We start from the raw sequence: 23,759 nt of genomic DNA on the forward strand, positions 1-23,759 counted from the left end.
CTCCACCCCTCTATATACTAGTAGTCCGTGTGACCCTTTGATTCGCCGATCCAGGCGTCCTGTTTGCGCCACCCCGGATCGCTTTTTGCGGAATCCTTTAAATGAGCCAACAGTTTCAACACGATGTCCTGGTGATCGGTAGCGGCGCGGCCGGCTTGAGCCTTGCGCTGACCCTCCCCAGCCACCTGCGTATTGCGGTACTGAGCAAAGGCGACCTGGCAAACGGCTCGACGTTCTGGGCCCAGGGCGGTGTCGCCGCCGTGCTGGACGACACCGACACGGTGCAATCCCACGTCGAAGACACCCTCAATGCCGGCGGCGGCCTGTGCAATGAAGAGGCGGTGCGCTTCACTGTCGAGCACAGCCGTGAGGCGATTCAATGGCTGATCGACCAAGGCGTGCCGTTCACCCGTGACGAACACGCTGGCAGCGACGACGGCGGCTTTGAATTCCACTTGACCCGCGAAGGTGGCCACAGCCATCGCCGAATCATCCACGCTGCCGACGCCACCGGCGCAGCCATTTTCAGGACGCTGCTCGACCAGGCACGCCAGCGCCCCAATATCGAGCTGCTTGAGCAACGCGTCGCCGTCGACCTGATCACAGAGAAACGCTTGGGCCTGGACGGCGAACGCTGCCTCGGCGCCTACGTGCTCAACCGTGTCAGTGGTGAAGTCGACACTTACGGCGCGCGCTTCACCATCCTGGCCTCAGGCGGCGCAGCGAAGGTCTACCTCTATACCAGCAACCCGGACGGAGCCTGCGGCGACGGTATTGCCATGGCCTGGCGCTCCGGCTGCCGGGTGGCCAACCTGGAATTCAACCAGTTCCACCCCACCTGCCTGTATCACCCACAGGCCAAGAGTTTCCTGATTACCGAAGCCCTGCGCGGGGAAGGCGCACACTTGAAACTGCCTAACGGCGAACGCTTCATGCAGCGCTTCGACCCGCGCGCCGAGCTGGCCCCGCGCGATATCGTCGCCCGTGCCATCGACCATGAAATGAAGCGCCTGGGCATCGACTGCGTCTACCTGGATATCAGCCACAAGCCCGAAGCCTTCATCAAGACCCACTTCCCCACGGTTTATGAGCGCTGCCTGGCGTTCAACATCGATATCACCAAAGGCCCGATCCCTGTGGTGCCGGCCGCCCACTACACCTGCGGCGGCGTGATGGTCGACAGGCATGGCCGCACCGACGTACCCGGCCTGTATGCGATTGGCGAAACCAGCTTCACCGGCCTGCATGGCGCCAACCGAATGGCCAGCAATTCGTTGCTCGAATGTTTCGTCTATGCGCGCTCCGCGGCGGCGGACATCCTCGAGCAGCTTCAACGCATCCCGGTGCCTGCCGCCCTGCCCCGTTGGGACGCCAGCCAGGTCACCGACTCGGACGAAGACGTAATCATCGCGCACAACTGGGATGAGCTGCGCCGCTTCATGTGGGACTACGTGGGAATCGTGCGCACCAACAAACGCCTGCAACGCGCGCAGCACCGGGTGCGTCTGCTGCTGGATGAGATTGAGGAGTTCTACAGTAACTACAAAGTCAGCCGCGACCTGATCGAGCTGCGCAACCTGGCCCAGGTAGCAGAGTTGATGATCCGCTCGGCCATGGAGCGCAAAGAAAGCCGCGGCCTGCATTACACCCTGGACTACCCGCAGATGCTGCCCGAAGCCCGGGACACTATTCTGGTGCCAACCACCTACGGCGGCTGAACTTCAAGCGCACCCGCAGGCGCCGATGCACATCGGCGACCTGCGCATCCGACGGCACACAGATAGAACGCACCCACCACGCTCCAGGCACCCGATAGCGCAGCACCACGATTAGCGGCAGCGCCAAGCTGTCGGGACGCAACTGCACGCTGTGCCAACCTCGCTCAGCACTGAGCAACTGCCAGCCATCGGCGTCGCGGCGCAGGCCACGAATCGACGAACGGTGTGTGAGCAGGATATGACGCGGTAAAACCCAGGCGGCATGCGCCAGGCACAGCAACATGCCCAGGCTTGAACAAGACAGATCAAGAAACAAAAGCGCACCCAACGCGAACAGCTGGGCGAGGAGATACGCCGCCAGCATCAGCCGTGAGGCCTGCCAGCGGCATTCAAACGTATTACTTGGGCTGAACACGGTCCAGAATCATCCGGACCATACGCTGCAGTTCCGGGTCTTCCGATTCAGCACGCTCCATAAACCAGCCGAACATGTCCTGATCTTCGCATTCCAGCAGCCTGACATAGAGGTCGCGATCCACCTTATTGAGCGTCGCATACACATCCTTGGTGAAAGGCACCAGCAACACGTCCAACTCCAGCATGCCACGACGGCTGTGCCAGTAGAGACGATTGATTTCTACATCTTCGACCATGAAGCGCTCCTCAAATAGAGCGCAAGTATACAGGCCCGACGGCACCGGAACAGTCGGCTTTGGTCGCCCATACGGAAACTATCCATTTGCCGGGCGCCCCTCTATGATGCACCCATGACTTTTTGACCTGCGATGACCCATGGCTGACTCTGCTTTCTTCTGCCCCCTGTCCCACGAAGGCGTTCTCGCCGTCCGCGGCGCCGACGCTGCCAAATTCCTTCAGGGCCAACTGACCTGCAACCTCAATTACCTGAGCGAGACCCAGGCCAGCCTCGGCGCGCGCTGCACACAAAAAGGACGTATGCAGTCGAGCTTTCGCATCCTGCTGCAAGGTGACGGCGTGTTACTGGCAATGGCCACTGAGCTGCTGGAACCGCAGTTGGCAGACCTGAAGAAGTACGCTGTGTTCTCCAAATCCAAGCTCACCGACGAAACCGCCGCCTGGGTGCGTTTCGGCCTCGTGAGCGCGAATCAGGCGTTGGCCAGCCTAGGCCTGGAACTGCCGGCCGAGACCGATAGCGTCGCCCGCAGCGATGCATTGATTGCCATCCGCGTGTCCCCTGAGCGCGCCGAACTCTGGGTACCCACCGAACATGCTGAGGCCGTGCACGAGCAACTGGCCAAGCAATTAAAAGAAACAGATTTGAATGATTGGCTCCTGGGTCAAATCCGCGCGGGCATTGGCCAGGTCATGCCGCAGACGCGCGAGCTGTTCATCCCGCAGATGCTCAACCTGCAAGCCGTGGGCGCCGTCAGCTTCAAGAAGGGCTGCTACACCGGCCAGGAAATCGTAGCGCGCATGCAGTACCTGGGAAAACTCAAACGTCGGCTGTACCGCTTGAGCCTCAATACCGCTGAAATGCCCGAGCCAGGCACGCCGTTGTTCTCTCCCAGCCATAACAGCTCGATCGGCGAAGTGGTCATTGCCGCAAAAGCTGACCAAAACGTTGAACTTCTGGCCGTATTGCAAGCCGAAGCTGCCGATAGTGGCGATGTGCATTTAGGCACGCTAGAAGGTCCCGCCTTACAGCTGCTTGACCTGCCTTACACACTCGACCGTGATCGAGAGATCCAGCGTTAGTCGCCATACCTTTTTGCAACACGCTAGAGAGCATGAATGAACGAGCTGGCGGAAAAAGTCCAACAGGCTTTAGTGACGGCCATCGACAACGATGACCTGGTTCTGCCGACATTGCCGGAAGTAGCCCTGAATATTCGTCAGGCCGCTGAAGACCCGGAAATCAGCATCAGCCACTTGAGCAAAGTGATCGGTCGCGATACCGCGCTGTCGGCTCGCCTGATAAAAGTGGTCAACAGCCCGTTGTTGCGTGCGACCCAGGAAGTCACCGACCTGCACACCGCCATCACCCGGCTGGGCACCAACTACAGCAGCAACCTCGCAATCGGCCTGGTCATGGAGCAGATTTTTCACGCCCGCTCCGATGTGGTTGATCAGAAAATGCGTGATGTGTGGCGTCGCAGCCTCGAAGTAGCGGGCGTCAGCTATGCCTTATGCCGCAGTCACAGCCAGCTCAAGCCCGACCAGGCGGCCCTCGGCGGCCTGGTGCACCAGATCGGCGTGCTGCCGATCCTGACGTACGCAGAAGACCACTATGAGCTGCTGTCGGACTCGGTCAGCCTCAACCATGTAATCGAGAGCATCCACCCGTTACTGGGCGACAAACTGCTAAGCGGCTGGGACTTTCCGGAAATGCTGGCGAAACTGCCCGGCCAGTACCTGGACCTGGAACGCGATTCGGCCAGACTCGACTACATCGATGTGGTGCAAGTCGCCGTGCTGTATTGCCATCGCGGCACCGATCACCCCCTGGCAAGCGTATCGGCCTCTACCCTGCCGGCGATCAAGAAACTGCGCATCGACCCCTACAGCGAATCCTTGCGCGCCGAGTTGGATGAAGCCCGCTCGATGTTCTAATGATCAGCCCGCGATAAAACTCACCCGCACCTTCAACCCGGCCTGCTCGCCATCGTGCAGGCTGATCTGCGCCAGATGCGCCCGGCAGATTTCACCGACAATCGCCAACCCCAGGCCTGACCCCATGCCTTGTTGGCTACGGCGGTAGAAGCGTTCGAACACCCGGTCCCGCTCATCCTGCGGAATACCGGGGCCGTCATCCTCCACTTCCAGCACCGCCGGTGCCGTTACACGCAGGATCACGTTGCCACCCGGCGGCGTGTGAGCCAAGGCATTGTCCACTAGATTGCTCAACAGCTCATTCAACAGCGTTGGCTCACCGCGCAACCACACCGGCTCGTCGGCTTCCAACGCCAACGCCACGCCGCGTGCGTGGGCCAACGGCGCCATGGCCATGCCCAGCTCCCGAGCCAATTGGCTAAGGTCAAGTAGCTGCGCGCCGCCTTCGGCAATCGCTCGGGCACCGTTTTCGATGCGTGCCAGAGACAACAGTTGATTGGCCAGATGAGTCAGACGGTCAGTGCCCTGGGCCGCGGATTCCAAAGTACTGCGCCAGATGGCGGGGTCTTCGGCGCGCAAGCCCAGTTCCAACCGGGCCTTCAGCGCTGCCAGCGGCGTACGCAACTCATGGGCCGCATCGGCAATAAACTGCGCCTGGCGCTCGAACTGGCCGCGCAGGCGCTCGGTGAAGTGGTTGAGGGACCGCACTAACGGGCCGAACTCGTGCTGCACTTCCACCAACGGCAAAGGACGCAAGTCGTCGGACTGGCGCTCCTCCACCGCCGTGCGCAAACGCTCCAATGGGCGCAACGCCGCACTCACGGCAAACCACACCAGCAACAACGCGCCGATGCCGAGCATGCCCAGGCGCAGCAAGGTGTCGGCCATCAGGCTGCGAGCCATGCTTACGCGCGCTTCATCGGTTTCGGCGACGCGGATTTCCGCCATGCCATTCATGTTGGGTTCAGAGACAGCCTTTAGCAGGCTCACCACACGCACTTCCTGGCCCTGATACACGGCGTCATAGAAACGTGCCAGTGCCGGATAGTCATCGGTGCGCGGCGTGCCCGGCGGTGGGCCGGGAAGGTTTTCGTAGCCGGAGATCAACTGCTGGTGGATGTCATTGACCTGGTAATAAATCCGCCCGGCACTGTCGTAGGCAAAAGTGTCCAGGGCGACGTAGGGCACATTGGCGCTCAAGGTGCCATCTACTTGGGTCAAGCCAGCGGCGATAGTGCGCGCCGAGGCCAGCAGTGTGCGGTCGTAGGCGGTATCAGCGGCCTCGCGGCCATTCCAGTAGGCGCTCATGCCGCTGGCGAACATCAACAACACCAGCAGCAGCGCCAGGTTCCACAGCAGGCGCCAGCGCAAGCTGCTGGGCTTATGCATCGCGAGCTTCCAGCAAGTACCCAAGGCCACGAAAGGTCACGATAGCGATGGGCTGGCCGTCGAGTTTCTTGCGCAGGCGGTGCACGTAGATTTCGATGGCATCCGGACTAGCCTCCTCATCCAGGCCGAACACCTGGGAGGCTAACTGCTCCTTGCTCATCACCCGACCCGGGCGAGCGATCAGCGCTTCGAGCACTGCTTGCTCACGGGAAGTAAGCGTCATCAGCTCGCCACCCACGGTGAAACGCCGGGTGTCGAGGTCGTAGACCAGCACGCCGCAGGCCTGCTGACGCTCGCCACCCAACACGCTGCGCCGCAGCAACGCCTTGACCCGCGCCTCCAGCTCCGTCAATTCGAAAGGTTTGGCGAGGTAGTCGTCAGCCCCCAGGTTCAGGCCGTGTACGCGGTCCTTCACATCACTGCGTGCCGTCAACATCAGCACCGGCAGGTTTTTTCCACGGGCGCGCAAACGCGCGAGCACCTCGAAACCATCCATGCGTGGCAGCCCCACATCGAGTATCGCCGCCGCGTATTCCTCGCTGCTCAGGGCCAGGTCCGCCGCCACCCCATCGTGCAGCACGTCAACGGTCAAACCCGTGCTCTTGAGCGCTTGCGCAACACTTTCGGCGAGTTGCAGATGGTCTTCAACCAGCAAGACACGCATGGATTTCTACCTCATTCAGGCGTGGTCGGCACCACGCATTGCCGGGCAGTTTACAGGCGCCGCCTGCCCTGTGAAGCCCGAAGACATTGAAAGGTGACTGAAAGGTTAGTGAAAGCTTCGCGCTTTAGCATCCGGCTACGGCAGGTTACGCCTGCCAAGCTATTTGAGTGATAGCAACCGAAAAACGCCTCGAAGCGTTTTCGTCCCAATAAGAACAATAATGGAGACAGGCATGACCCCTTCCCTTCGTAAATTCGCACTCGCCGCCGGCTGCATGCTGTTTGCCGGCCAACTGTTAGCCGCTGATGAACCCAAGCGCCCGGAATGTATCGCCCCAGCATCGCCTGGCGGCGGCTTTGACCTTACTTGCAAACTGGCGCAAAGCGCGCTGGTCAACCAGAAGCTGCTGAGCAAGCCGATGCGCGTCACCTACATGCCTGGCGGCGTCGGTGCCGTGGCCTACAACGCGGTGGTCGCCCAACGCCCTGCGGACGGCGGCACCCTGGTTGCGTGGTCCAGCGGTTCGCTGTTGAACCTGGCCCAAGGCAAGTTCGGTCGCTTCGATGAAAGCGCCGTGCGTTGGTTGGCAGCGGTCGGCACCAGCTACGGCGCCATCGCGGTGAAAGCCGATTCGCCCTACAAGAACCTCGACGATCTCGTCAAAGCCTTGAAGAAAGATCCAGGCAGCGTAGTGATCGGTTCCGGCGGCACTGTGGGCAGCCAGGACTGGATGCAAACCGCGCTGATCGCCAGAGCCGCCGGAATCAACCCGCGCGAGCTGCGTTATGTGGCCTTGGAAGGCGGCGGTGAAATCGCCACCGCTCTGCTCGGCGGCCACATCCAAGTGGGCAGCACCGACATCTCCGACTCCATGCCGCACATCTTGAGCGGCGATATGCGTCTGCTGGCGGTGTTCTCCGAACAGCGCCTGGATGAGCCGGAAATGAAGAATATTCCGACCGCCAAAGAGCAAGGCTACGACATCGTCTGGCCGGTGGTTCGCGGTTTCTACCTGGGGCCAAAAGTCAGCGATGCCGACTACGCCTGGTGGAAGGACGCGTTCGACAAACTGCTGGCCTCTGAAGAGTTCGCCAAGCTGCGTGACCAGCGCGAGCTGTTCCCGTTTGCCATGACCGGCCCGGAGCTGGACACCTACGTGAAGAAACAGGTGGCTGACTACAAAGTGCTGGCCAAAGAGTTCGGCCTGATCCAGTAATCGCCCTTCTGTAGCGCGGCCACGCCCGTTTAAACACGCGGCGTGGCCCAGGAGTTCAACATGCTCTTACAACGCATTTTTGCCGCCGTGTTGCTGCTGGCCTGCGCCGGCCTCGCAGCGATGGCGTGGCGCTATCACGCCGCATTTTCATACGAACCAGTCGGGCCACGCGCCTTCCCGCTGCTGATGCTCGGGCTGATGAGCCTGGCGCTGATCTACATGCTGATTCGCCCGCAGCCAACTCGCCATACCGAAGAAGAACCCGCGCTGGACCGTGCCACCTTGATCAAGATCGGCGTGTGCGTCGCGCTGTTGATCGTGTTCGCAGGCACCTTCGAACCTCTGGGCTTCATCCTCAGCAGTATGCTGATCGGCATCCCGATGGCACGCCTGTACGGCGGCCGCTGGTTGCCCAGTGTGGTGATCGTCAGCCTAATGGCCGTCGGGCTTTATCTGCTGTTCGATAAAGTCATGGATGTGCCGCTGCCCCTTGGCCTGCTCGACGTTCTGGAGAACTGATATGGATACTTTCGGCTACTTGGGCCAAGGCTTCGGCGTTGCACTGTCCCCCTACAACCTGATAACCGCGCTGTGCGGCACCCTGATCGGCACCGTGGTCGGCCTGTTGCCGGGCCTTGGCCCGATCAACGGCGTGGCGCTGTTGATTCCGATCGCCTTCGCCCTCGGCCTGCCGCCGGAATCGGCGCTGATCCTGCTGGCAGCCGTGTACCTGGGCTGCGAGTACGGTGGCCGGATCAGCTCGATCCTGCTCAACATTCCGGGCGAAGCGTCCACCGTGATGACCACCCTCGACGGCTACCCGATGGCCCGCAAAGGCCTGGCGGGTGTAGCGCTGTCGTTGTCGGCCTGGAGCTCATTCATCGGTGCGTTTATCGCTACCTGCGGCATGGTGCTGTTTGCGCCGCTGCTGGCCAAATGGGCGATTGCCTTCGGCCCGGCGGAATACTTCGTACTGATGGTATTCGCGATTGTCTGTCTCGGCGGCATGGCGGGTGATAAACCCCTGAAGACGTTTGTGGCGGCGCTGATCGGCCTGTTCCTCTCGGCGGTGGGCATCGACGCCAACAGCGGTGTGTACCGTTTTACCGGCGATAACATTCACCTCACCGACGGCATCCAGTTTGTGGTGTTGGTGCTGGGCTTGTTCTCCATCAGCGAGATCCTGTTGCTGCTGGAAAAAACCCACCGTGGTCAGGAAGCTGTGAAAGCGACCGGACGGATGATGTTCAACCTGAAGGAAGCGTCTTCTGTCTTTGTAGTAAACATCCGTTGCGGACTGCTCGGTTTCATCATGGGCGTGTTGCCCGGTGCCGGTGCGACCTTGGCCTCGGCGGTTGCCTACATGACCGAAAAACGCCTGGCCGGTGCCAGCGGTACATTCGGCCAGGGCGACATGCGCGGCCTCGCCGCTCCGGAAACCGCGATCGGAGCGTCCGCCTGCGGTGCGCTGGTGCCGATGCTGACGCTTGGCGTACCCGGCTCGGGCACCACGGCGGTGATGATCGGCGCACTGTCGTTGTACAACATCACCCCTGGCCCGCTGCTGTTTCAACAGCAACCGGATATCGTCTGGGGCCTGATCGCCTCGCTGTTTATCGCCAACATCATGCTGGTGGTCCTCAACATCCCGATGATCCGCATCTTCACGCGCATCCTGGCCGTGCCAAACTGGGCGCTGGTGCCAGTGATCGCGATCATCACGGCGATTGGTGTCTACGCCGTTCACGCGACCACCTTCGACCTGTTCCTGATGGTGGGTATCGGCATCTTCGGTTACATCCTGCGCAAGCTCGACTTCCCGCTGTCGCCGGTGCTGCTGGGCTTTATCCTGGGCGGCTTGATGGAGCAGAACCTACGCCGTGCGTTGTCGATCTCCAACGGTGACCTGCAAATCCTCTGGTCGAGCCCGATCACCTTTGGTGTGTGGGTACTGACTGCGCTGATGCTGGCCCTCCCGCTGGTGCGCATCTACCGCAAACGTGCCTTGCAGCGTCGTGCCGTGGCCGATGCCTGAGACCACCTTTAAACACTGGTGGGGAACACCGCTGGTCGGGCTGGCCGGCGGTTACCTGGCCAGCCTCGTCGGCTGGCCTTTGCCGTACATGGTCGGCTCGTTGCTGGCGATCATTCTGGTGCGTTGCCTCACGCCTTGGCAGTTGGCCGAGATACCCGGCGGGCGCAAATGCGGCCAATGGGTGGTGGGCATAGGCATTGGCCTGCACTTCACACCGGTGGTGATCGAGCAGGTGATGAGCCACTTCGGGCTGATTTTTTTTGGTGCGCTGGTCACCAGCCTGTCGAGCGTGGTCGGCGTGTGGTTGATGAGGCGTAGCGGTGAAGACCGCGCCACCGCATTTTTCTCCAGCATGCCGGGTGGCTCCGGTGAGATGGTCAACCTCGGCGCACGCAATGGCGCAGTGCTCAGCCGGGTCGCGGCGGGGCAAAGTTTGCGGGTGCTGGTGGTGGTGCTGTGTGTGCCGGCGATCTTCAAGTATTTGCTTGAAAGTGGCACGCCGCAGTTTCATCCGGCACCGGTGAGTTGGCCTTGGTTGTTAGCTCTGTTTCCGATGGGTGCGCTGATGGCCTGGGGCTGGCAGCGTTTGCGTCAGCCGAACCCGTGGTTGTTCGGCCCCTTGCTGGTGAGCGCCACTGCCAGTGTGGTCTGGGACCTGCATATCGCCCTACCCGACGGCGGCAGCCAGATTGGCCAATGGCTGATCGGCAGCGGTTTGGGCTGCCACTTCAATCGTCAGTTCTTTCGACGTGCGCCATCGTTCATGGGCCGCACCCTGATCGGCACGGCCTTGACCATGGCGCTGGCGACATTCGCGGCGGTGGGTTTGAGCGCCCTGACCCATCTGGACCTGCGCTCGCTGACCCTGGGCATGATGCCCGGCGGCATTGCCGAGATGAGCCTCACTGCCGAGACCCTGCAACTGTCGGTGCCGCTGGTGACGGCAATGCAGGTGATGCGCTTATTATTCGTGTTGTTTTTGGCAGAGCCGCTGTTCAGACACTGGAACCGCCTACCCTGAGCAGAGCCGCTGTGCAAAGGTCTCCCAGGAACCATGACCGCTCATCTGAACTGTCATTTTTCACAGGTAGTCAACCTCACTCACTGAGCGCTCAATCTGTGGTGCAGATCGCGTAAGTACACGTGATGACTGCACCCTTTCCGCCTACTCGAATTGCTCATCATGACCAAACACAATGAGCCACGCCCACCGACCTCTGACGACGCCGCAAAACCTGCAGCGATTGTGGAAACCATCGCAGTACCAGGCGACCCCAATAGCCTGGTGATGAACCGTGCAGGCACACGTCTGTATGTGACAAGCGCTACAACGGGATCCATCACCGTCCTCGGCACCCAACCTCTGCGGGTGATACAGACCCTAACAGGCCTGGGTTCTCCCATAAGGATAGTAATCAGCCCGGATGACTCCCGGGTTTATGTGAGTGACAACAGTGTCGCGACTGGAACCCCCATCAACGTCATCGAAACCCTGAATAACACCGTAGTCAAAACCATCACAGGGCTCATCACGGTGAATGGCATGGCGCGGAACTCAACGGGTACAAGATTATATGTGGCTGATCACGGCGATTCGAAACTGGTTGCCTTTGATACCAGCACCTATCAACGAGTGAGTGAGACACCGGTGCATGGCCCTAAAGACGTGGTGATCGCACCGGACAACACGCGTGCTCACGTCGCCACGGATAGTCACGGCTGGGCCATCGTCGACCTCGCGAGCAATAATGTCACCGCGTATATCGGCATCGCCGCCGGCACCCCCACGGCCATCGCTTACAGCCCGCGCTATCCAAACCTCTACATCACCCACCGCGAAAGTGGAAAGGTGACCGTTGGCAATGCCTTGATCCCCGACGTCAGCAAAGAAATCAGCAACCTTGAGGGGCCTTGGGCCATTGCCTTCAATCGGCTCAGCGAAATGGCGTATATCTCTGAAACAGACGGGCGTCGGATCAGTATTATTGACACGCGTCTGAACCGCGTCACCGGCACTATTGAAGGTTTCGACAAACCGCGGGGTATGGTTGTCGCCCCGGATGGCCGCAATCTATATGTCGCTGATATCGAGAATGGCTCGGTTTCGATGGTCAGGCTTTAGTACCGCGCGGATCAGACGAGCGGCAACCGCCACTCAATCGGTGCCTCGCCATTCTGCTCAAGAAACTTGTTGGTGCGGCTGAAATGCCCGCAACCCAAGAACCCGCGATACGCCGACAACGGCGACGGGTGCACCGAGGTCAACACGAGGTGCTTGGTCGCATCGACCAACTTCTGCTTGCCCTGCGCATGTGCGCCCCACAGCAAAAACACCAAATGCGGCTGATGTTCGCTGACCACTTCGATAACCCGATCGGTAAAAAACTGCCAGCCCTTGCCCGCATGGGCGTTGGCGTTGGCACGCTCCACGGTCATGGTGGTGTTGAGCATCAAAACCCCTTGGTCAGCCCAGCTTTGCAGGTAACCATGATTGGGGATGTCGATGTTCAGGTCGCGCTTGAGCTCTTTATAGATATTCACCAGCGACGGCGGCGTCGGCACGCCCGGTTGCACCGAAAAGCACAGCCCATGAGCCTGGCCGGGACCGTGGTACGGGTCCTGGCCGAGGATCACCACTTTGACCTTGTCCAACGGCGTGGAATTGAGCGCATTGAAAATCAGCGGGCCCGGCGGGTAGATTTCTTTTCCGGCGGCATGTTCCTGGCGCAGAAACTCGCGCAATTGGACCATGTAGGGCTTATCGAACTCATCGCGCAGGGCGTGTTTCCAGCTGGGTTCGAGTTTGATACGGTCGCCATCGGTCATAGTTGAATTGTCTTGTAAAAAAGAATGAGGCGAACCCTAGGAAAGCCGACTCCGCTTGTCAATTGATCTGACACCCCACCGGCACTTTCTTACTAAGCGATCATACTGATCCTTCACCTTCTCGCTTGAGGTCACGATGAACCTGCACTTCGAAGAGCTAACCGGCAGCGACGGTGCCCGCATCGGCATCGCCAGCCTCGATGCTGAACAGTCCCTCAATGCCCTCTCCTTGCCAATGATCCTCGCCCTCGGCGACCGCCTGGACACCTGGGCCAAGGACCCAAACATCGTGTGTGTGCTGTTGCGTGGCAACGGTCCCAAGGCGTTTTGCGCTGGCGGCGAAGTACGCAGCCTGGCCCAGGCCTGCCGTGAACATCCCGGCGAGGTGCCGCCATTGGCTGCGCAGTTTTTCGCGGCGGAATACCGCCTCGACTACCGCCTGCACACCTACCCCAAACCGCTGATCTGCTGGGGCCACGGTTATGTACTGGGCGGCGGCATGGGCCTGCTGCAAAGCGCGTCGGTGCGTATCGTCACCCCGAGCAGCCGGTTGGCAATGCCGGAGATCAGTATCGGCTTGTATCCGGACGTGGGCGCTAGCTGGTTCCTGTCGCGCCTGCCGGGCAAACTCGGCTTGTTCCTTGGCCTGACCGGCGCGCACATCAACGGTCGCGACGCCTTGGACCTTGGCCTGGCCGACCGCTTCCTGCGCGACGATCAACAAGACGAACTGCTGGATGGCCTGCTGCAACTGAACTGGCAGGAACAGACCTCGGTGCAACTCAATAGCCTGCTCAAAGCGCTTGCTCAGGAAGCCGTCGATCAGAAACCCGAAGCGCAATGGCTGCCGCGGCGCGCACAGATCGACGAATGGTTGGACGTGGGCGATGTGCGCTGTGCCTGGCGCGCCTTGAGCCAACTGCTTGAGCACGCCGATCCGTTGTTCAGCCGTGCCGGCAAAACGCTGACCGAGGGCTGCCCACTGACCGCCCATCTGGTATGGGAGCAGATCCAGCGCGCCCGGCATTTGTCCCTGGCCCAAGTGTTCCAGATGGAATACACCCTTAGCCTCAATTGCTGCCGCCATCCGGAGTTCAGCGAAGGCGTGCGTGCGCGACTGATCGACAAGGACCAGACGCCCCATTGGCATTGGCCCGATATCAATACCGTCCCAGAAACGGTGGTGCAGGCGCATTTCAATAAGGCGTGGGAAGGCCGCCATCCGTTGGCTGACTTGTCTGATTACTGATTATTGGCGCCCATAAAAAAGCGGCGCTTCATGCGCCGCTTGCCATGCGGGTCTGTCAACGGTGACCGCCGCGACCACCTCCGTGGTCGGAACCGCGACCATGCCCGCCATTACCCCAACGGTCGCTACCCCAGCCTTGATTCGGATAAGGCCGGTAACCGGCGCGCGGCCCGTAATAGCGCGGCGCAGGCTGGTAATAACGCGGTGCCGAGTAATAACGCGGTTGGGGCGCGTAATAGCGCGGCGAAGGGTAATAGTCACGGCGGTAAGGATACGCCGCGCCACCGCCGTAGTAGTACACCGGCGCCGGTGAGGTGTAGACCTCAGAACGGTAATAGCTCTGGCCTCCATCGTAATAAGGCACACAGGCAGAAAGGGTCAGACCGAGTAAAGCACTGAGCAGCAGTCGTCGATACATGGCGGCCTCCTGGACCGCGGAAGAGCACCTCCAGCGACGCTGAAGGGCGGCATTCAGCTTTCACTGAATGACGAAATATCTGACATCAAAAACCGAATCTGGTGCGTTTTCGCAACAGCTTGATACATCTGCGCGCACTTTAACGTTTCAGTAAATTTAGCTAGCTCGAAACTTTGCCAATTGCGATGATATTACTATGACATCGCGCGAAGCCAGGGAGGCTCTACCGTGCGCCTTTCGCGACTATCACCGAACTCGCCCCCATGAAAATATCAACCAAACTGCTGCTTTCATTCCTTCTATGTGCGCTGGTCACCCTCGGGGTCGGCCTGCTGGGCATCAAAGGGGGGGTGCGCCTCGCCACAGCATTGGAGCAGACGTTCTCCAACAATCTGGTGTCCGTCAGCAATACGGCGGCCACCCTCAATGGCTTGGTCGCGCATAACCGGGGCCTGTACCGATTGATGGATGCAAGCAAGGGCGACGTCTCCGCCCAGGACCGCGATCGCGTGCGCCAGGACATCGCCAACGAACTCAAGCACAGCCAGGCGGTTTACGCTGCCTACCGCGCAACACCGCTGGAAGATGACGAACGGGCAGCGGGAGATAAACTCGACCAGATTTGGCCCGCTTATATCAGCAGCTCCGAACGCATCATGGCGCTGCTCGACAGCGGCCAGGTCGAACAGGCCCGCACCCAGCTCAACACCGCCAACAACGAACTCTTCCGTGAGGCGCGCGAGTTGATCCGCGTGATGATCGAATCCAATAACCGCCAGATCAAGGAAGGCGTCATCGCCGCCGATGAGCTGCGCGGCAGTGCGTTGGCGTGGATGATCAGTGGCATTGTCCTGGCCTTCATCATTGCCATCACCATTGGGGTGTTGATCACCCGCCTGATCACCCGCCCTATCGCCCAGGCTGTGGAAAGCGCACAACGCATTGCCAAGGGCGACCTGACCCAGGCCATCCTCACCGAACGCACCGACGAAGCCGGGCAATTGCTGATGGCACTGGCGGATATGCAGGGCGGCTTGAAAAGCACCCTGATGGAAATCGCCAACGCTTCCGACCAGCTCGCTTCAGCCGCCGAAGAATTGAGTGCGGTCACCGATGAAAGCAGCCGTGGCCTGACCCGTCAGAATGATGAGATCCAACAGGCCGCTACGGCCGTGAACCAGATGACCGCTGCGGTAGACGAAGTGGCGAGCAACGCCGTATCGACCTCAGAGGCTTCGCGCCAGGCCACCAGCGAGGCCGAGGACGGTCGCCAGCAAGTCGAACAGGCCGTGTCCGGCATGAGTTCGATGGTGAGTGAAATCAACGATTCCACGCAATCGGTCGCAGATCTCGCCGGGCAAGTGCGGGAAATCGGCAAGGTGATCGATGTGATCCGTGGCATCGCCGACCAGACCAACCTGCTGGCCCTCAACGCCGCCATTGAAGCGGCCCGTGCGGGCGAGCAAGGTCGCGGTTTTGCAGTGGTCGCCGATGAGGTGCGTGCACTGGCGCATCGCACTCAGATCTCCACGGTCGACATCGAAAAAATGATTGGCGAAGTGCAAGTCGGCGCTGATGGTGCGGTCGCGGCAATGAACAAGAGCCTGACCTGGGCCAACAATACCCAGGCCCTTGCACAAAACGCCGGTGAAGCACTGCAACGCATCACCGCCAGTGTGGCGATGATCAATGAACGCAACCTGGTGATCGCCTCCGCGTCGGAGGAGCAGGCCCAGGTGGCACGCGAAGTAGACCGCAACCTGCTGAATATCCAGGACCTGTCCACCCAGACGGCCGCCGGTGCCAACCAGACCAATGCCGCCAGCCAGGACCTGTCGCGCCTGGCCACGTCCTTCAATGCACTGGTCAGCAAGTTCCAGCTCTAAGTAGCCTGTGCGGGGTCGGCCCTGTATCGTGCAAGGCACACCGGAATTCTCCGGAACCTTGCCTGATCCAAGCCCGAACCTGCCGATGACCACGCCAACCCTCTGCCCTGCCTGCGGCGCCCGCAACGACTGTACCCTGGCTGACCCACGTACGGTCGACCGGGCCTGCTGGTGCTACAGCGTCACCATCGACCCGGCCGTGCTCCAGGCCCTGCCCGATGAATTGCGCAACAAGGCCTGCTTGTGCCCGCGCTGTGCCAGGGTGGATGAGCAATTACGCGGGGCAGAGCCGACGTAATGCGGGTTGATCGTTTCCTCAGTAACCTGCCGCGCTTCAATCGCCAGCAAGTGCGTTTGCTCTTGGTGGAACGACGGGTGTCGGTCGATGGCGTGGCAGTCAGCGATCCTCATCATGAGGTGCGCGAATTCAGCCGCGTCTGCGTCGACGATGAAGTGCTGCAGGCGGGTAAACCCGCACGCTACTTCATGCTGCATAAGCCTCAGGGTTGTGTGAGCGCCACGGCAGACCCGCAACACCCGACCGTCCTGGATTTATTGAATGAGCCCGACAAAGCCGACTTGCACATCGCCGGCCGCCTGGATTTCAACACGACGGGGCTGATGCTGATCACCAACGACGGCCAATGGTCGCGCCGACTGACGCAACCGCAAACCAAGTTGCCCAAGGTCTACCGGGTGGAGACCGAGCAAGACATCAGCCCTGCGTACGCGATTACCTTTGCCAAAGGCCTGTATTTCGCTTTCGAAGACCTGACCACGCAACCCGCAGGGCTGGAACTGCTTGGGCCGAGAACCGCTCGTCTCAGCATAATCGAAGGGCGCTACCACCAGGTGAAGCGCATGTTCGGGCACTTTGATAACAGGGTGATCGGCCTGCATCGCGAGCAAATGGGCCCTTTGGTGCTGGATGCTGCCCTTGCGCCAGGCGAGTATCGGGCGCTGACTGACGACGAAATCCGACAAGTCTGACGACCGTTCGGCCGGTGGTGACAAAAAATCTTCTCATCGCCTTGCGGGGTGGAACCTCTGCTGCTTGAATCAGGATCACCAGTTTAAATATGACTGGCGAGTCGCCTATAACCTCCAAGAAACACAGTGCCCCGCCCGCGCTTGATCTACGGGCCTTCCCGGCAAACAGCCCGCCATAACAACACCCGTCGGCCAGCCGTCATCGGATCGACATGGGCCTCCCACTTCAAGGCGTATGCCTACCTGTCACAAAGCTCGTGCAGAGTTACCTGCGCGCCCTACCCGCTTGCCAGGAGTCTTACGACATGAGGCCAGAAATCGCTGTGTTGGATATACAGGGTCAGTATCGGGTTTACACGGAGTTCTATCGCGCGGACGCTGCTGAAAAGACCATCATCCTGGTCAACGGCTCCATGGCCACCACGGCATCCTTCGCTCAAACCGTGAAAAGCCTGTACCCGCAATTCAATGTGGTTTTGTACGACCAGCCCTACGCTGGCCGCTCCAAAATCCATAATCGCCATGAGCAGATGCTGACAAAGGAAGTCGAAGGCCAGATTCTGCTGGAGCTTATCGACCACTTCGCCGCCGAACACGTATTGTCATTTTCCTGGGGCGGCGCCGCCGCGTTGGTTGCCCTCGCCCATCGCCCTCGTCGGGTTGAAAAGGCCGTGATCAGTTCGTTCTCGCCGGTGATCAACGCCCCCATGCGCGACTACCTTGAACGCGGCGTCGACTACCTCGGCAACCTCGACCGCGACCGCGTCGGCCATCTGGTCAACAGCACCATCGGCAAACACCTGCCGTCGCTGTTCAAACGCTTCAACTACAAACACGTCAGCAACCTGGCCGAGCATGAATACGGGCAGATGCACTTTCACATCAGCCACGTGCTGAACAGTGACCGGCTGTGTTACGTCAAAGCGGCCAGGCAAATCGCCGTTCCCGTGTTGTTTGTGAACGGCGAATGGGACGAATACACCAGCGCCCAGGATGCCAAGCTATTTGGTCAATACGTGGCTAACAGCAGCTTCAGCACCATTCAGGCGACCGGGCATTTTCTGGATATGGAGCACAAGGCGGCGTGCCGCGACAGTCGGGATGCGGTGGTGGGCTTTCTGAAACCTGAGCGGCAGGTCAGCCGGTTGCGGTATCACCAAGGCCAGACGCAGCATGCCTTCGCGATCTGAAATGAGACCCACTGTAGGCGCGAGCTTGTATGGGAGCCGGCTTGCCTGCGATAGCATCACCGAAGTGTGACTGACACACAGAGGTGCCGGTATCGCGGGCAAGTCAGTAACTGCGCTTGTAACTCACACATTTTTGAAGAAAAACTTCAAATCCTGGCGAACATCTGGTACAAAGTCAGCCGCTCTGAGCGGGTATAGTTTAATGGTAGAACAGTAGCTTCCCAAGCTTCCGACGAGGGTTCGATTCCCTCTACCCGCTCCACACGAATTCTCGTTCCGCGTCAGGTCTTTTATTGACGGGAAAACAAAAAACCGGTCCTGTAAGGCCGGTTTTTTTATGCCTGCGATTTGAGGTATCCGTTATTCCTGTCGCGCAAACCTGTACAAATCTATATTTCTGTACAAGTATCTATTCAACACGCTGGCAATTCGCCGCGCGCGATCACGGAGCCGGGCAATGACTCGTCTACTGGTTTCATTGTTGCTGATATTGAGTTTGAGCAGTTGCGCCAACGTCGAGGTCGAGCACTACGCTGACCAGCAGCCGCAACTGGATTTGGAGCGTTTCTTCAGCAAGCCCGTCAAGGCCTGGGGGATTTTCCAAAAGCGTTCCGGGGAGGTCGCCAAGCGCTTTGAAGTGAACATAGCCAGCCGACGCGAGGGGAACGCCCTGATTCTCGACGAACGCTTCCTGTACAGCGATGGCACACGTCAACAACGCGTGTGGACACTGACACCGGATGGCCCGGGACGCTGGAAGGGCCGAGCGGGTGATGTGGTCGGCGAGGCAATCGGCGAAGTGGCGGGTAACGCACTGCGTTGGCGCTACCGACTCAACCTGCCGGTGGACGGCTCGGTCTACGAGGTGAGCTTTGATGACTGGATGTACCTGATGGACGAGAACACCTTGATCAACCGCTCCAGCATGACCAAGTTCGGCGTCGAATGGGGCCAGGTCACGTTGTTCTTTCGTCGCCAATAAATAACTCGCAGTGAGGCTCAATCATGAATATGCACAGGCTGACTGAATTGGCGGTAAAAGGTGAAATTCGCGAGCTGGAGTTACTGTCGCTGGAGGGTGGTTTCTACATCGCGCGTGTCAGGCTGGATGACGCTGAAATGACATTGCTCGGCGATGATGCCAAGCCGCTGCGCATCGGCTCTACCACGCATTTGCGCGACCTGTTACAACGGGTTCCGCCGTTTCCCTGCGTGCTGGTGCAGCAGTGCGTGCACGATGAAATGTGCGGTGTTCGGGAAGGGCCGATTGGCGCGTTGCGCATTCCGTTTCCGCTGACCTCATCTCTTTAAAGCGCTATGCATTTTTTGGCTCCCCTCCCCCTTGGTATGGGCGGCCTGGGAAGGCAAGCCTATACAGTGCGCGAACGGCCCTGCGCACAAGCACCATTGAGCAGGGCCCCGGCAGCATCACCATCAACCCGGTCAGTGGCAAATACACGGCGGCAACGATTAGCAACGCCGTGCTGCTTCCCGTCAGCTATACCGATGCGCGCGCCAAGATCGCCGCTGAAGTTGTGTTTAGACAGCGCCTGCTTGATCCAACCACCGTCCTCGTAGACGTCGCTGATCATTGAGGAGGCGAGCGGTTGTTGGGTGCTGGCGCCCAACCCACCCAACAGCAGCGCCAGCAATAACATCGCCAGTCCGCGGGTCTGGCCCACCAACAAGTAAGCCTCGCCCGCAAGCACGGTGCCGCTCACCAGCATCGGTACACGCCCCAACGCTTCGCGGCGTGACTGACCATGAGCTGGGACGCCGCCATCATCCCGGAATAGGCCCCGCGTAACAGTCCGATTTACGCGTAGGAAAGCGCGAACTGCGCCTGCCAGATCGGCAGCAGCACGTAGATGACATCGGTAAGGCCGTCATGCACGGCATGCGCACCGCAGCCGGCGATCAGCGTGCGACGGCGGGTTGATGATGCGGCAGCAGGCACCTCGACGGTATCGTTCATGGTATTGGGATCGGTTCAGGTTTAAGGGGTTTCCAACCGGTCAGGGCAATCAGCAAGGTCAATACCTGGAAGGTCATAATCAGCGCCACGCACCCGGCCCAGCCCCAGCGTTCCCAGATCAAAGCCGGCACAATCGCACCGCAACTTCCGCCCAGGTAATAACACGTGAGGTACACGCCCACGGCGCCCGCTTTGTTGTCACGGGCGGTAGCGGTGGTGAACGCGTTGGCGGCTGCCTGGGCGAGGAATACGCCGGTGGAGCTGAGCGCCAGGCCCACGACGATGCACCACAAGGAAGGCACTAACGTCAGCGCTGAGCCGGTGATGCCCAGCACCGCAGCCACGCTCAGCAGTTCGGCGTGAGGCCGGGCTTTACTGAGGCGACCGGCGATGGGGATCACGACCAGCGCCAGCAGGAACACGGTGTAAAGCGTGCCCAACGCCGCAGGCCCCAAGTTGAATGGCGGTAATCCGAGGTACAAACCGGCGTAGGTAAACGCTGCGACTTGGGAGAACAACACGCAAAAACCTACAGCGTAAGCAGCCAGCAAGGGCTTGCGAAAAACGGCCGAGAAAGCGGTTTTAACCTTCGCCGTTCGCACACGACTGATCGGCAACAAGAACGGGATAAACCCACCCACCATCAGGCTCAGCACCGCCAGCAACTCGAAGGCTTCGCGCCAGCCCACGTATTCAGTCATCACACCCGTGACAAAACGCCCGGCAAACCCACCCAGTACGGTGCCTGCCACATACAGGCTGGTGACCTCCGTCACCGTGCCGCCACTCCAGCGGTCGCCGATGTAAGCCACGCTGGTGGCAAACACCACCGGGATCAACATGCCTTCGACAAACCGCCACACCAGCACTTCGGCAAAACTGTCGGCGTAGGCGGTCATCAGCGCCGGCACCGCCAACAGCAAAGCCGCCACGCTGATCACCGTGCGTTGCTCAAAGCGCCCGGTCAGTCGGCTGACAAACGGTGCAGTGATCGCCACGGCCAGCGTCGTCACGGTGATACTCCATCCCGCCGCCCTGGCACTGACCTGAAACTGCGCGGCAAAGGTCTGCAGGATGCTCTGGGTGGCATAGAGGTTGAGGAACGCCGCGCAGCCACACAGGAACAGGGCAAGGCGGGCACAATGCAGGCGCGGTTTCATGAAACCTCTCGTTTTATTTTGTGAGGTCTTTATAGAATGGCCGGCGGATCTTAAACCAATACCGATTACGAACCGATCGATACCCAAGGATCAGGATGCTCGATCTACGCAAGCTGCGGTACTTTCTGACGGTAGCTGAAGAATTGCACTTCGGTCGCGCGGCCATTCGCCTGCACCTGGCTCAGCCACCGCTGACCCGGCAGATCTCGGCGCTGGAAACCGAGCTGGGCTTCAAGCTGTTTGATCGCACCAGCCGCAGCGTCACCCTCACGGCTCAAGGGCGGTCATTCCTGCCCTACGCGCGCGACTTGTTGGAGCAGGTGATTGCCAGCAAGCTGGCTACGGGCACCGCCGGGCAGCTAGCCTTGGGGTACGTCAGCTCCATCGCCCTGTCGGACCTGTTCAGCCAGACGATACAGGCGTTTGCGCAGCGTTTTCCCGACGTTCAGCTGACCTTGGTGGAGTGCGCCTCCGGCAGACTGGGCGGCAGATCACCTCTATCATCGCGCTGGTGGCGGCTGGGCAAGGTGTGGCGTTGGTGCCGACGTGTACGCAGAGCCTGATGAATAAAGGCGTGACGTACAGGCCGTTGATGGAGGGGGATGCGTATGCACCGTTGTTGGTGCTGACTCGAAAGGAGAAACAGAACTTATCGATCCGAGCCTTTATGAGCGTGATTGATGAGGTGGTGCGGGCTGGATAACGCATCAACTCTCCAACGCTAATTCACTCGCCGCTATCGGAAAGTTCGTTCAAAACGAATGGGGATCGTGGCGTTGATCACCGAACGTTGGTGGTTACAGTAAGTACCCTTTTGAGGGCTAAACGATGCACTATCCCATCGCAATATCGACCGGCGATGAAAACTCCGCTTGGAGCGTGGAAGTGCTTCAGCAGAGGCATTGATTAAGCTCATTCCTACAGGGACGAGAAAGTTCGCCTATCACCATGGGAAACCTTAACCAGAATAGGACAAAGCAGGATGCTCCCGTGCGGACAAAAAACGTCAACGCAGGTGTTTAGAAAAGTCGTAGGGCTGGTGCTGATCATCCCATTGCTAGCCGCACTGATGCCTATTCCCCCGATAGGCCTGGGCCGTTTTGTATTGATAGCGGCAGTTGCCGGGTCTATCTATGGCGCGTGGTACGCAAGGCAGCACGCTGGTCGAGGCCTGGCAATCGGCGCGGCCATCATCGCGCTACTCAATCTTGGCTCACTGGTCGCACTGTCAACGCCCTCGATAGCCTGGTTTGTCTACCTGGTCTCCTGGGTCTATGGGTCGGGCAATTGGATTCACTGGCGCTTGTAGCGGGCGTAGAATTACACCGCAAGAAACAAGGTTCCCCCACGGTTAGCAAGACGGATAGTGGCGCCATACAGCATCAAGGATTATGCCCATGCCTTATGAATACAAGCTCATGCCCTCCCCTGTGGGCCAACTCACCCTGGTGGCGCGCAATGGCAAACTCGGCGCCATCCTGTGGGAAACAGAGCGCGCCAACCGTGTGCGCCTGGGTGAGTTGCACGAGGCCAATGACAGCCCGGTGCTGTTGGAAGCCGAACGCCAACTCAAGGAATACTTCGCCGGTACCCGTAACCGATTCGAGCTGGAACTGGACTTCGATGGCACCGACTTCCAGAAACAAGTCTGGCAAGCGCTGCTGACCATTCCTTTCGGCGAAACCCGCAGCTACAGCCAGATTGCCCAACAGATCGGCAACCCAAAGGCAGTACGTGCGGTGGGTGCTGCCAATGGCAGGAATCCGATCTCGATCATTGCACCCTGTCATCGCGTCATCGGCGCGTCGGGCGGGCTGACCGGGTTCGCCGGGGGGCTGCAAGCCAAGCAGTATTTGCTGGCGCTGGAAGGCACGGGCCAGGCGCAATTAGCCTTCTAAAAACAGCCGCCGACAAAAACGTACAACGTTGTTCACCGGACTAAATGTAAAAAGAAATTTCAAAGAATTCCTGCGGTCCAGTCTTTCATCACCCCCTACCAAGGAAACCGGTCATGAAATTCTCCACAGTCTCCCAATCCCTCTCCCGCTGGGCGGGCAGCCCACGCACGTTCTACGCGGCGGTGGCGTTGATCCTGGCGTGGAGCCTGAGCGGGCCGTATTTTCACTACAACGACACCTGGCAACTGATCATCAACACCTCGACCACCATCATCACGTTTTTGATGGTGTTCCTGATCCAGAACACGCAGAACCGCGACAACGACATCCTGCATATCAAGATCGATGAACTGCTACGCGTGTCCAAGGATGCTCAAAACGCTGTGCTCAGTCTGGACGGCCTGGACCGTAAAGAACTGGAAAAGCTGCGCCAGGAGTACCGCAGCCTTGGCAAGGCTGGCACCGTGAACCTGAACAGCAGTGGTGGCTATGCTGGCGACGATGCCGGGCCGAATAAAACTGATTTGAACCAGGCATGAAAACGGCGGTTGGAGAA

24 protein-coding genes, 1 tRNA gene and 2 pseudogenes are annotated in these 23,759 nt (G+C 59.7%); 19 read left to right on the forward strand and 8 right to left on the reverse strand.

The window, feature by feature from the left end:
- Nucleotides 1-101 precede the first annotated feature (101 nt).
- Nucleotides 102-1,718: an L-aspartate oxidase gene (gene nadB, locus AACY44_RS25635; protein ID WP_339414948.1), complete on the forward strand. Its 1,617-nt coding sequence runs from the start codon at nt 102-104 to the stop codon at nt 1,716-1,718.
- On the opposite strand, the gene AACY44_RS25640 is transcribed toward nadB, so the two are convergent.
- Nucleotides 1,687-2,133, reverse strand: a complete 447-nt coding sequence (locus AACY44_RS25640) for a hypothetical protein (protein ID WP_339414949.1) — start codon at nt 2,131-2,133, stop codon at nt 1,687-1,689. The two genes, nadB and AACY44_RS25640, sit on opposite strands and share 32 nt — an antisense overlap.
- Nucleotides 2,117-2,371 (reverse strand): FAD assembly factor SdhE, encoded by a 255-nt coding sequence (locus AACY44_RS25645; RefSeq protein ID WP_339414950.1) that lies wholly within the window; start codon nt 2,369-2,371, stop codon nt 2,117-2,119. The genes AACY44_RS25640 and AACY44_RS25645 overlap by 17 nt, the downstream gene beginning before the upstream one ends.
- Before the next feature lie 139 nt (nt 2,372-2,510).
- Here AACY44_RS25645 and ygfZ point away from each other — a divergent pair, with 139 nt between their 5' ends.
- Nucleotides 2,511-3,452 (forward strand): CAF17-like 4Fe-4S cluster assembly/insertion protein YgfZ, encoded by a 942-nt coding sequence (gene ygfZ, locus AACY44_RS25650; protein WP_339414951.1) that lies wholly within the window; start codon nt 2,511-2,513, stop codon nt 3,450-3,452.
- A gap of 36 nt (nt 3,453-3,488) precedes the next feature.
- Nucleotides 3,489-4,307: an HDOD domain-containing protein gene (locus AACY44_RS25655; protein WP_339414952.1), complete on the forward strand. Its 819-nt coding sequence runs from the start codon at nt 3,489-3,491 to the stop codon at nt 4,305-4,307.
- 3 nt (nt 4,308-4,310) lie between these two features.
- On the opposite strand, the gene AACY44_RS25660 is transcribed toward AACY44_RS25655, so the two are convergent.
- Nucleotides 4,311-5,696, reverse strand: a complete 1,386-nt coding sequence (locus tag AACY44_RS25660) for a sensor histidine kinase (protein WP_339414953.1) — start codon at nt 5,694-5,696, stop codon at nt 4,311-4,313.
- The gene (locus tag AACY44_RS25665) at nt 5,689-6,360 is read right to left on the reverse strand and encodes a response regulator (RefSeq protein WP_010212220.1); all 672 of its coding nucleotides are present in this window, start codon (nt 6,358-6,360) and stop codon (nt 5,689-5,691) included. Before AACY44_RS25665 ends, AACY44_RS25660 begins: the two co-directional genes overlap by 8 nt.
- A gap of 232 nt (nt 6,361-6,592) precedes the next feature.
- Between AACY44_RS25665 and AACY44_RS25670 the strand changes: the two genes are divergently transcribed.
- The 5 genes from AACY44_RS25670 to AACY44_RS25690 all read left to right on the forward strand — a co-directional run bounded on the left by AACY44_RS25670 (nt 6,593) and on the right by AACY44_RS25690 (nt 11,733).
- Nucleotides 6,593-7,576, forward strand: coding sequence for a Bug family tripartite tricarboxylate transporter substrate binding protein (locus tag AACY44_RS25670; RefSeq protein WP_339414954.1), 984 nt, complete (start codon nt 6,593-6,595; stop codon nt 7,574-7,576).
- 60 nt (nt 7,577-7,636) lie between these two features.
- Nucleotides 7,637-8,095 carry a tripartite tricarboxylate transporter TctB family protein gene (locus AACY44_RS25675; RefSeq protein ID WP_339414955.1) on the forward strand — a complete coding sequence of 153 codons (459 nt, stop codon included), beginning with the start codon at nt 7,637-7,639 and terminating at the stop codon, nt 8,093-8,095.
- A gap of 1 nt (nt 8,096) precedes the next feature.
- On the forward strand, nt 8,097-9,611 hold the full coding sequence (locus AACY44_RS25680; protein WP_339414956.1) for a tripartite tricarboxylate transporter permease: 1,515 nt from the start codon (nt 8,097-8,099) through the stop codon (nt 9,609-9,611).
- Complete coding sequence (locus tag AACY44_RS25685) at nt 9,604-10,632, forward strand: AbrB family transcriptional regulator (RefSeq protein WP_339414957.1); 1,029 nt, start codon at nt 9,604-9,606, stop codon at nt 10,630-10,632. Before AACY44_RS25680 ends, AACY44_RS25685 begins: the two co-directional genes overlap by 8 nt.
- 162 nt (nt 10,633-10,794) lie before the next feature.
- A complete protein-coding gene (locus AACY44_RS25690; protein WP_339414958.1) occupies nt 10,795-11,733 on the forward strand; it encodes a YncE family protein in 939 nt (312 codons plus the stop codon).
- An 11-nt stretch (nt 11,734-11,744) separates the two neighbouring features.
- Here the strand turns inward: AACY44_RS25690 and ung are convergent, their stop codons facing one another.
- Nucleotides 11,745-12,437: a uracil-DNA glycosylase gene (gene ung, locus AACY44_RS25695; protein WP_339414959.1), complete on the reverse strand. Its 693-nt coding sequence runs from the start codon at nt 12,435-12,437 to the stop codon at nt 11,745-11,747.
- 136 nt (nt 12,438-12,573) lie between these two features.
- Between ung and AACY44_RS25700 the strand changes: the two genes are divergently transcribed.
- On the forward strand, nt 12,574-13,686 hold the full coding sequence (locus AACY44_RS25700; RefSeq protein ID WP_339427820.1) for an enoyl-CoA hydratase/isomerase family protein: 1,113 nt from the start codon (nt 12,574-12,576) through the stop codon (nt 13,684-13,686).
- Between the two features lie 55 nt (nt 13,687-13,741).
- On the opposite strand, the gene AACY44_RS25705 is transcribed toward AACY44_RS25700, so the two are convergent.
- Complete coding sequence (locus tag AACY44_RS25705) at nt 13,742-14,104, reverse strand: hypothetical protein (RefSeq protein ID WP_339414961.1); 363 nt, start codon at nt 14,102-14,104, stop codon at nt 13,742-13,744.
- A 263-nt stretch (nt 14,105-14,367) separates the two neighbouring features.
- On the opposite strand from AACY44_RS25705, the gene AACY44_RS25710 reads away from it, so the two are divergent.
- From AACY44_RS25710 to AACY44_RS25740, 7 genes are all read left to right on the forward strand, one after another.
- Nucleotides 14,368-15,990, forward strand: a complete 1,623-nt coding sequence (locus AACY44_RS25710) for a methyl-accepting chemotaxis protein (protein WP_339531329.1) — start codon at nt 14,368-14,370, stop codon at nt 15,988-15,990.
- Nucleotides 15,991-16,075: 85 nt separating this feature from the next.
- Nucleotides 16,076-16,288 carry a cysteine-rich CWC family protein gene (locus tag AACY44_RS25715; protein ID WP_339415050.1) on the forward strand — a complete coding sequence of 71 codons (213 nt, stop codon included), beginning with the start codon at nt 16,076-16,078 and terminating at the stop codon, nt 16,286-16,288.
- A complete protein-coding gene (locus AACY44_RS25720) occupies nt 16,288-16,980 on the forward strand; it encodes a 16S rRNA pseudouridine(516) synthase (RefSeq protein ID WP_339438010.1) in 693 nt (230 codons plus the stop codon). The genes AACY44_RS25715 and AACY44_RS25720 overlap by 1 nt, the downstream gene beginning before the upstream one ends.
- 305 nt (nt 16,981-17,285) lie before the next feature.
- The gene (locus tag AACY44_RS25725; RefSeq protein ID WP_339427819.1) at nt 17,286-18,170 is read left to right on the forward strand and encodes an alpha/beta fold hydrolase; all 885 of its coding nucleotides are present in this window, start codon (nt 17,286-17,288) and stop codon (nt 18,168-18,170) included.
- 188 nt (nt 18,171-18,358) lie between these two features.
- Nucleotides 18,359-18,432 (forward strand) — tRNA-Gly (locus tag AACY44_RS25730).
- 195 nt (nt 18,433-18,627) lie between these two features.
- On the forward strand, nt 18,628-19,152 hold the full coding sequence (locus tag AACY44_RS25735; protein WP_339427818.1) for a DUF3833 domain-containing protein: 525 nt from the start codon (nt 18,628-18,630) through the stop codon (nt 19,150-19,152).
- Between the two features lie 23 nt (nt 19,153-19,175).
- A complete protein-coding gene (locus tag AACY44_RS25740; RefSeq protein ID WP_339531331.1) occupies nt 19,176-19,481 on the forward strand; it encodes a DUF6482 family protein in 306 nt (101 codons plus the stop codon).
- A gap of 203 nt (nt 19,482-19,684) precedes the next feature.
- On the opposite strand, the pseudogene AACY44_RS25745 reads toward AACY44_RS25740, so the two are convergent.
- A pseudogene (locus AACY44_RS25745) lies at nt 19,685-20,145 on the reverse strand (MFS transporter); the annotation flags it as partial.
- Nucleotides 20,142-21,305: an MFS transporter gene (locus tag AACY44_RS25750; protein ID WP_339414966.1), complete on the reverse strand. Its 1,164-nt coding sequence runs from the start codon at nt 21,303-21,305 to the stop codon at nt 20,142-20,144. The pseudogene AACY44_RS25745 and the gene AACY44_RS25750, both read right to left, overlap by 4 nt.
- Nucleotides 21,306-21,400: 95 nt before the next feature.
- Here AACY44_RS25750 and AACY44_RS25755 point away from each other — a divergent pair.
- From AACY44_RS25755 to AACY44_RS25765, 3 genes and pseudogenes are all read left to right on the forward strand, one after another.
- Nucleotides 21,401-22,008: pseudogene (locus tag AACY44_RS25755) on the forward strand (LysR family transcriptional regulator).
- A gap of 694 nt (nt 22,009-22,702) precedes the next feature.
- Nucleotides 22,703-23,203, forward strand: a complete 501-nt coding sequence (locus AACY44_RS25760) for a methylated-DNA--[protein]-cysteine S-methyltransferase (RefSeq protein ID WP_065874719.1) — start codon at nt 22,703-22,705, stop codon at nt 23,201-23,203.
- A 113-nt stretch (nt 23,204-23,316) separates the two neighbouring features.
- Nucleotides 23,317-23,742 (forward strand): low affinity iron permease family protein, encoded by a 426-nt coding sequence (locus tag AACY44_RS25765; RefSeq protein ID WP_339414967.1) that lies wholly within the window; start codon nt 23,317-23,319, stop codon nt 23,740-23,742.
- Nucleotides 23,743-23,759: the final 17 nt, after the last annotated feature.

Source organism: Pseudomonas sp. RA_15y_Pfl1_P11 (assembly GCF_963970975.1).
Taxonomy (GTDB): Bacteria; Pseudomonadota; Gammaproteobacteria; order Pseudomonadales; family Pseudomonadaceae; genus Aquipseudomonas; species Aquipseudomonas tritici.

What these genes read in the sequence shown, in the direction of transcription:
- nadB (WP_339414948.1), top strand. Translation starts at nt 102, where the DNA reads ATGAGCCAACAGTTTCAACACGATGTCCTGGTGATCGGTAGCGGCGCG.
- AACY44_RS25645 (WP_339414950.1), bottom strand. Translation starts at nt 2,371, where the DNA reads ATGGTCGAAGATGTAGAAATCAATCGTCTCTACTGGCACAGCCGTCGT.
- ygfZ (WP_339414951.1), top strand. Translation starts at nt 2,511, where the DNA reads ATGGCTGACTCTGCTTTCTTCTGCCCCCTGTCCCACGAAGGCGTTCTC.
- AACY44_RS25655 (WP_339414952.1), top strand. Translation starts at nt 3,489, where the DNA reads ATGAACGAGCTGGCGGAAAAAGTCCAACAGGCTTTAGTGACGGCCATC.
- AACY44_RS25660 (WP_339414953.1), bottom strand. Translation starts at nt 5,696, where the DNA reads ATGCATAAGCCCAGCAGCTTGCGCTGGCGCCTGCTGTGGAACCTGGCG.
- AACY44_RS25665 (WP_010212220.1), bottom strand. Translation starts at nt 6,360, where the DNA reads ATGCGTGTCTTGCTGGTTGAAGACCATCTGCAACTCGCCGAAAGTGTT.
- AACY44_RS25670 (WP_339414954.1), top strand. Translation starts at nt 6,593, where the DNA reads ATGACCCCTTCCCTTCGTAAATTCGCACTCGCCGCCGGCTGCATGCTG.
- AACY44_RS25675 (WP_339414955.1), top strand. Translation starts at nt 7,637, where the DNA reads ATGCTCTTACAACGCATTTTTGCCGCCGTGTTGCTGCTGGCCTGCGCC.
- AACY44_RS25680 (WP_339414956.1), top strand. Translation starts at nt 8,097, where the DNA reads ATGGATACTTTCGGCTACTTGGGCCAAGGCTTCGGCGTTGCACTGTCC.
- AACY44_RS25685 (WP_339414957.1), top strand. Translation starts at nt 9,604, where the DNA reads ATGCCTGAGACCACCTTTAAACACTGGTGGGGAACACCGCTGGTCGGG.
- AACY44_RS25690 (WP_339414958.1), top strand. Translation starts at nt 10,795, where the DNA reads ATGACCAAACACAATGAGCCACGCCCACCGACCTCTGACGACGCCGCA.
- ung (WP_339414959.1), bottom strand. Translation starts at nt 12,437, where the DNA reads ATGACCGATGGCGACCGTATCAAACTCGAACCCAGCTGGAAACACGCC.
- AACY44_RS25700 (WP_339427820.1), top strand. Translation starts at nt 12,574, where the DNA reads ATGAACCTGCACTTCGAAGAGCTAACCGGCAGCGACGGTGCCCGCATC.
- AACY44_RS25705 (WP_339414961.1), bottom strand. Translation starts at nt 14,104, where the DNA reads ATGTATCGACGACTGCTGCTCAGTGCTTTACTCGGTCTGACCCTTTCT.
- AACY44_RS25710 (WP_339531329.1), top strand. Translation starts at nt 14,368, where the DNA reads ATGAAAATATCAACCAAACTGCTGCTTTCATTCCTTCTATGTGCGCTG.
- AACY44_RS25715 (WP_339415050.1), top strand. Translation starts at nt 16,076, where the DNA reads ATGACCACGCCAACCCTCTGCCCTGCCTGCGGCGCCCGCAACGACTGT.
- AACY44_RS25720 (WP_339438010.1), top strand. Translation starts at nt 16,288, where the DNA reads ATGCGGGTTGATCGTTTCCTCAGTAACCTGCCGCGCTTCAATCGCCAG.
- AACY44_RS25725 (WP_339427819.1), top strand. Translation starts at nt 17,286, where the DNA reads ATGAGGCCAGAAATCGCTGTGTTGGATATACAGGGTCAGTATCGGGTT.
- AACY44_RS25735 (WP_339427818.1), top strand. Translation starts at nt 18,628, where the DNA reads ATGACTCGTCTACTGGTTTCATTGTTGCTGATATTGAGTTTGAGCAGT.
- AACY44_RS25740 (WP_339531331.1), top strand. Translation starts at nt 19,176, where the DNA reads ATGAATATGCACAGGCTGACTGAATTGGCGGTAAAAGGTGAAATTCGC.
- AACY44_RS25750 (WP_339414966.1), bottom strand. Translation starts at nt 21,305, where the DNA reads ATGAAACCGCGCCTGCATTGTGCCCGCCTTGCCCTGTTCCTGTGTGGC.
- AACY44_RS25760 (WP_065874719.1), top strand. Translation starts at nt 22,703, where the DNA reads ATGCCTTATGAATACAAGCTCATGCCCTCCCCTGTGGGCCAACTCACC.
- AACY44_RS25765 (WP_339414967.1), top strand. Translation starts at nt 23,317, where the DNA reads ATGAAATTCTCCACAGTCTCCCAATCCCTCTCCCGCTGGGCGGGCAGC.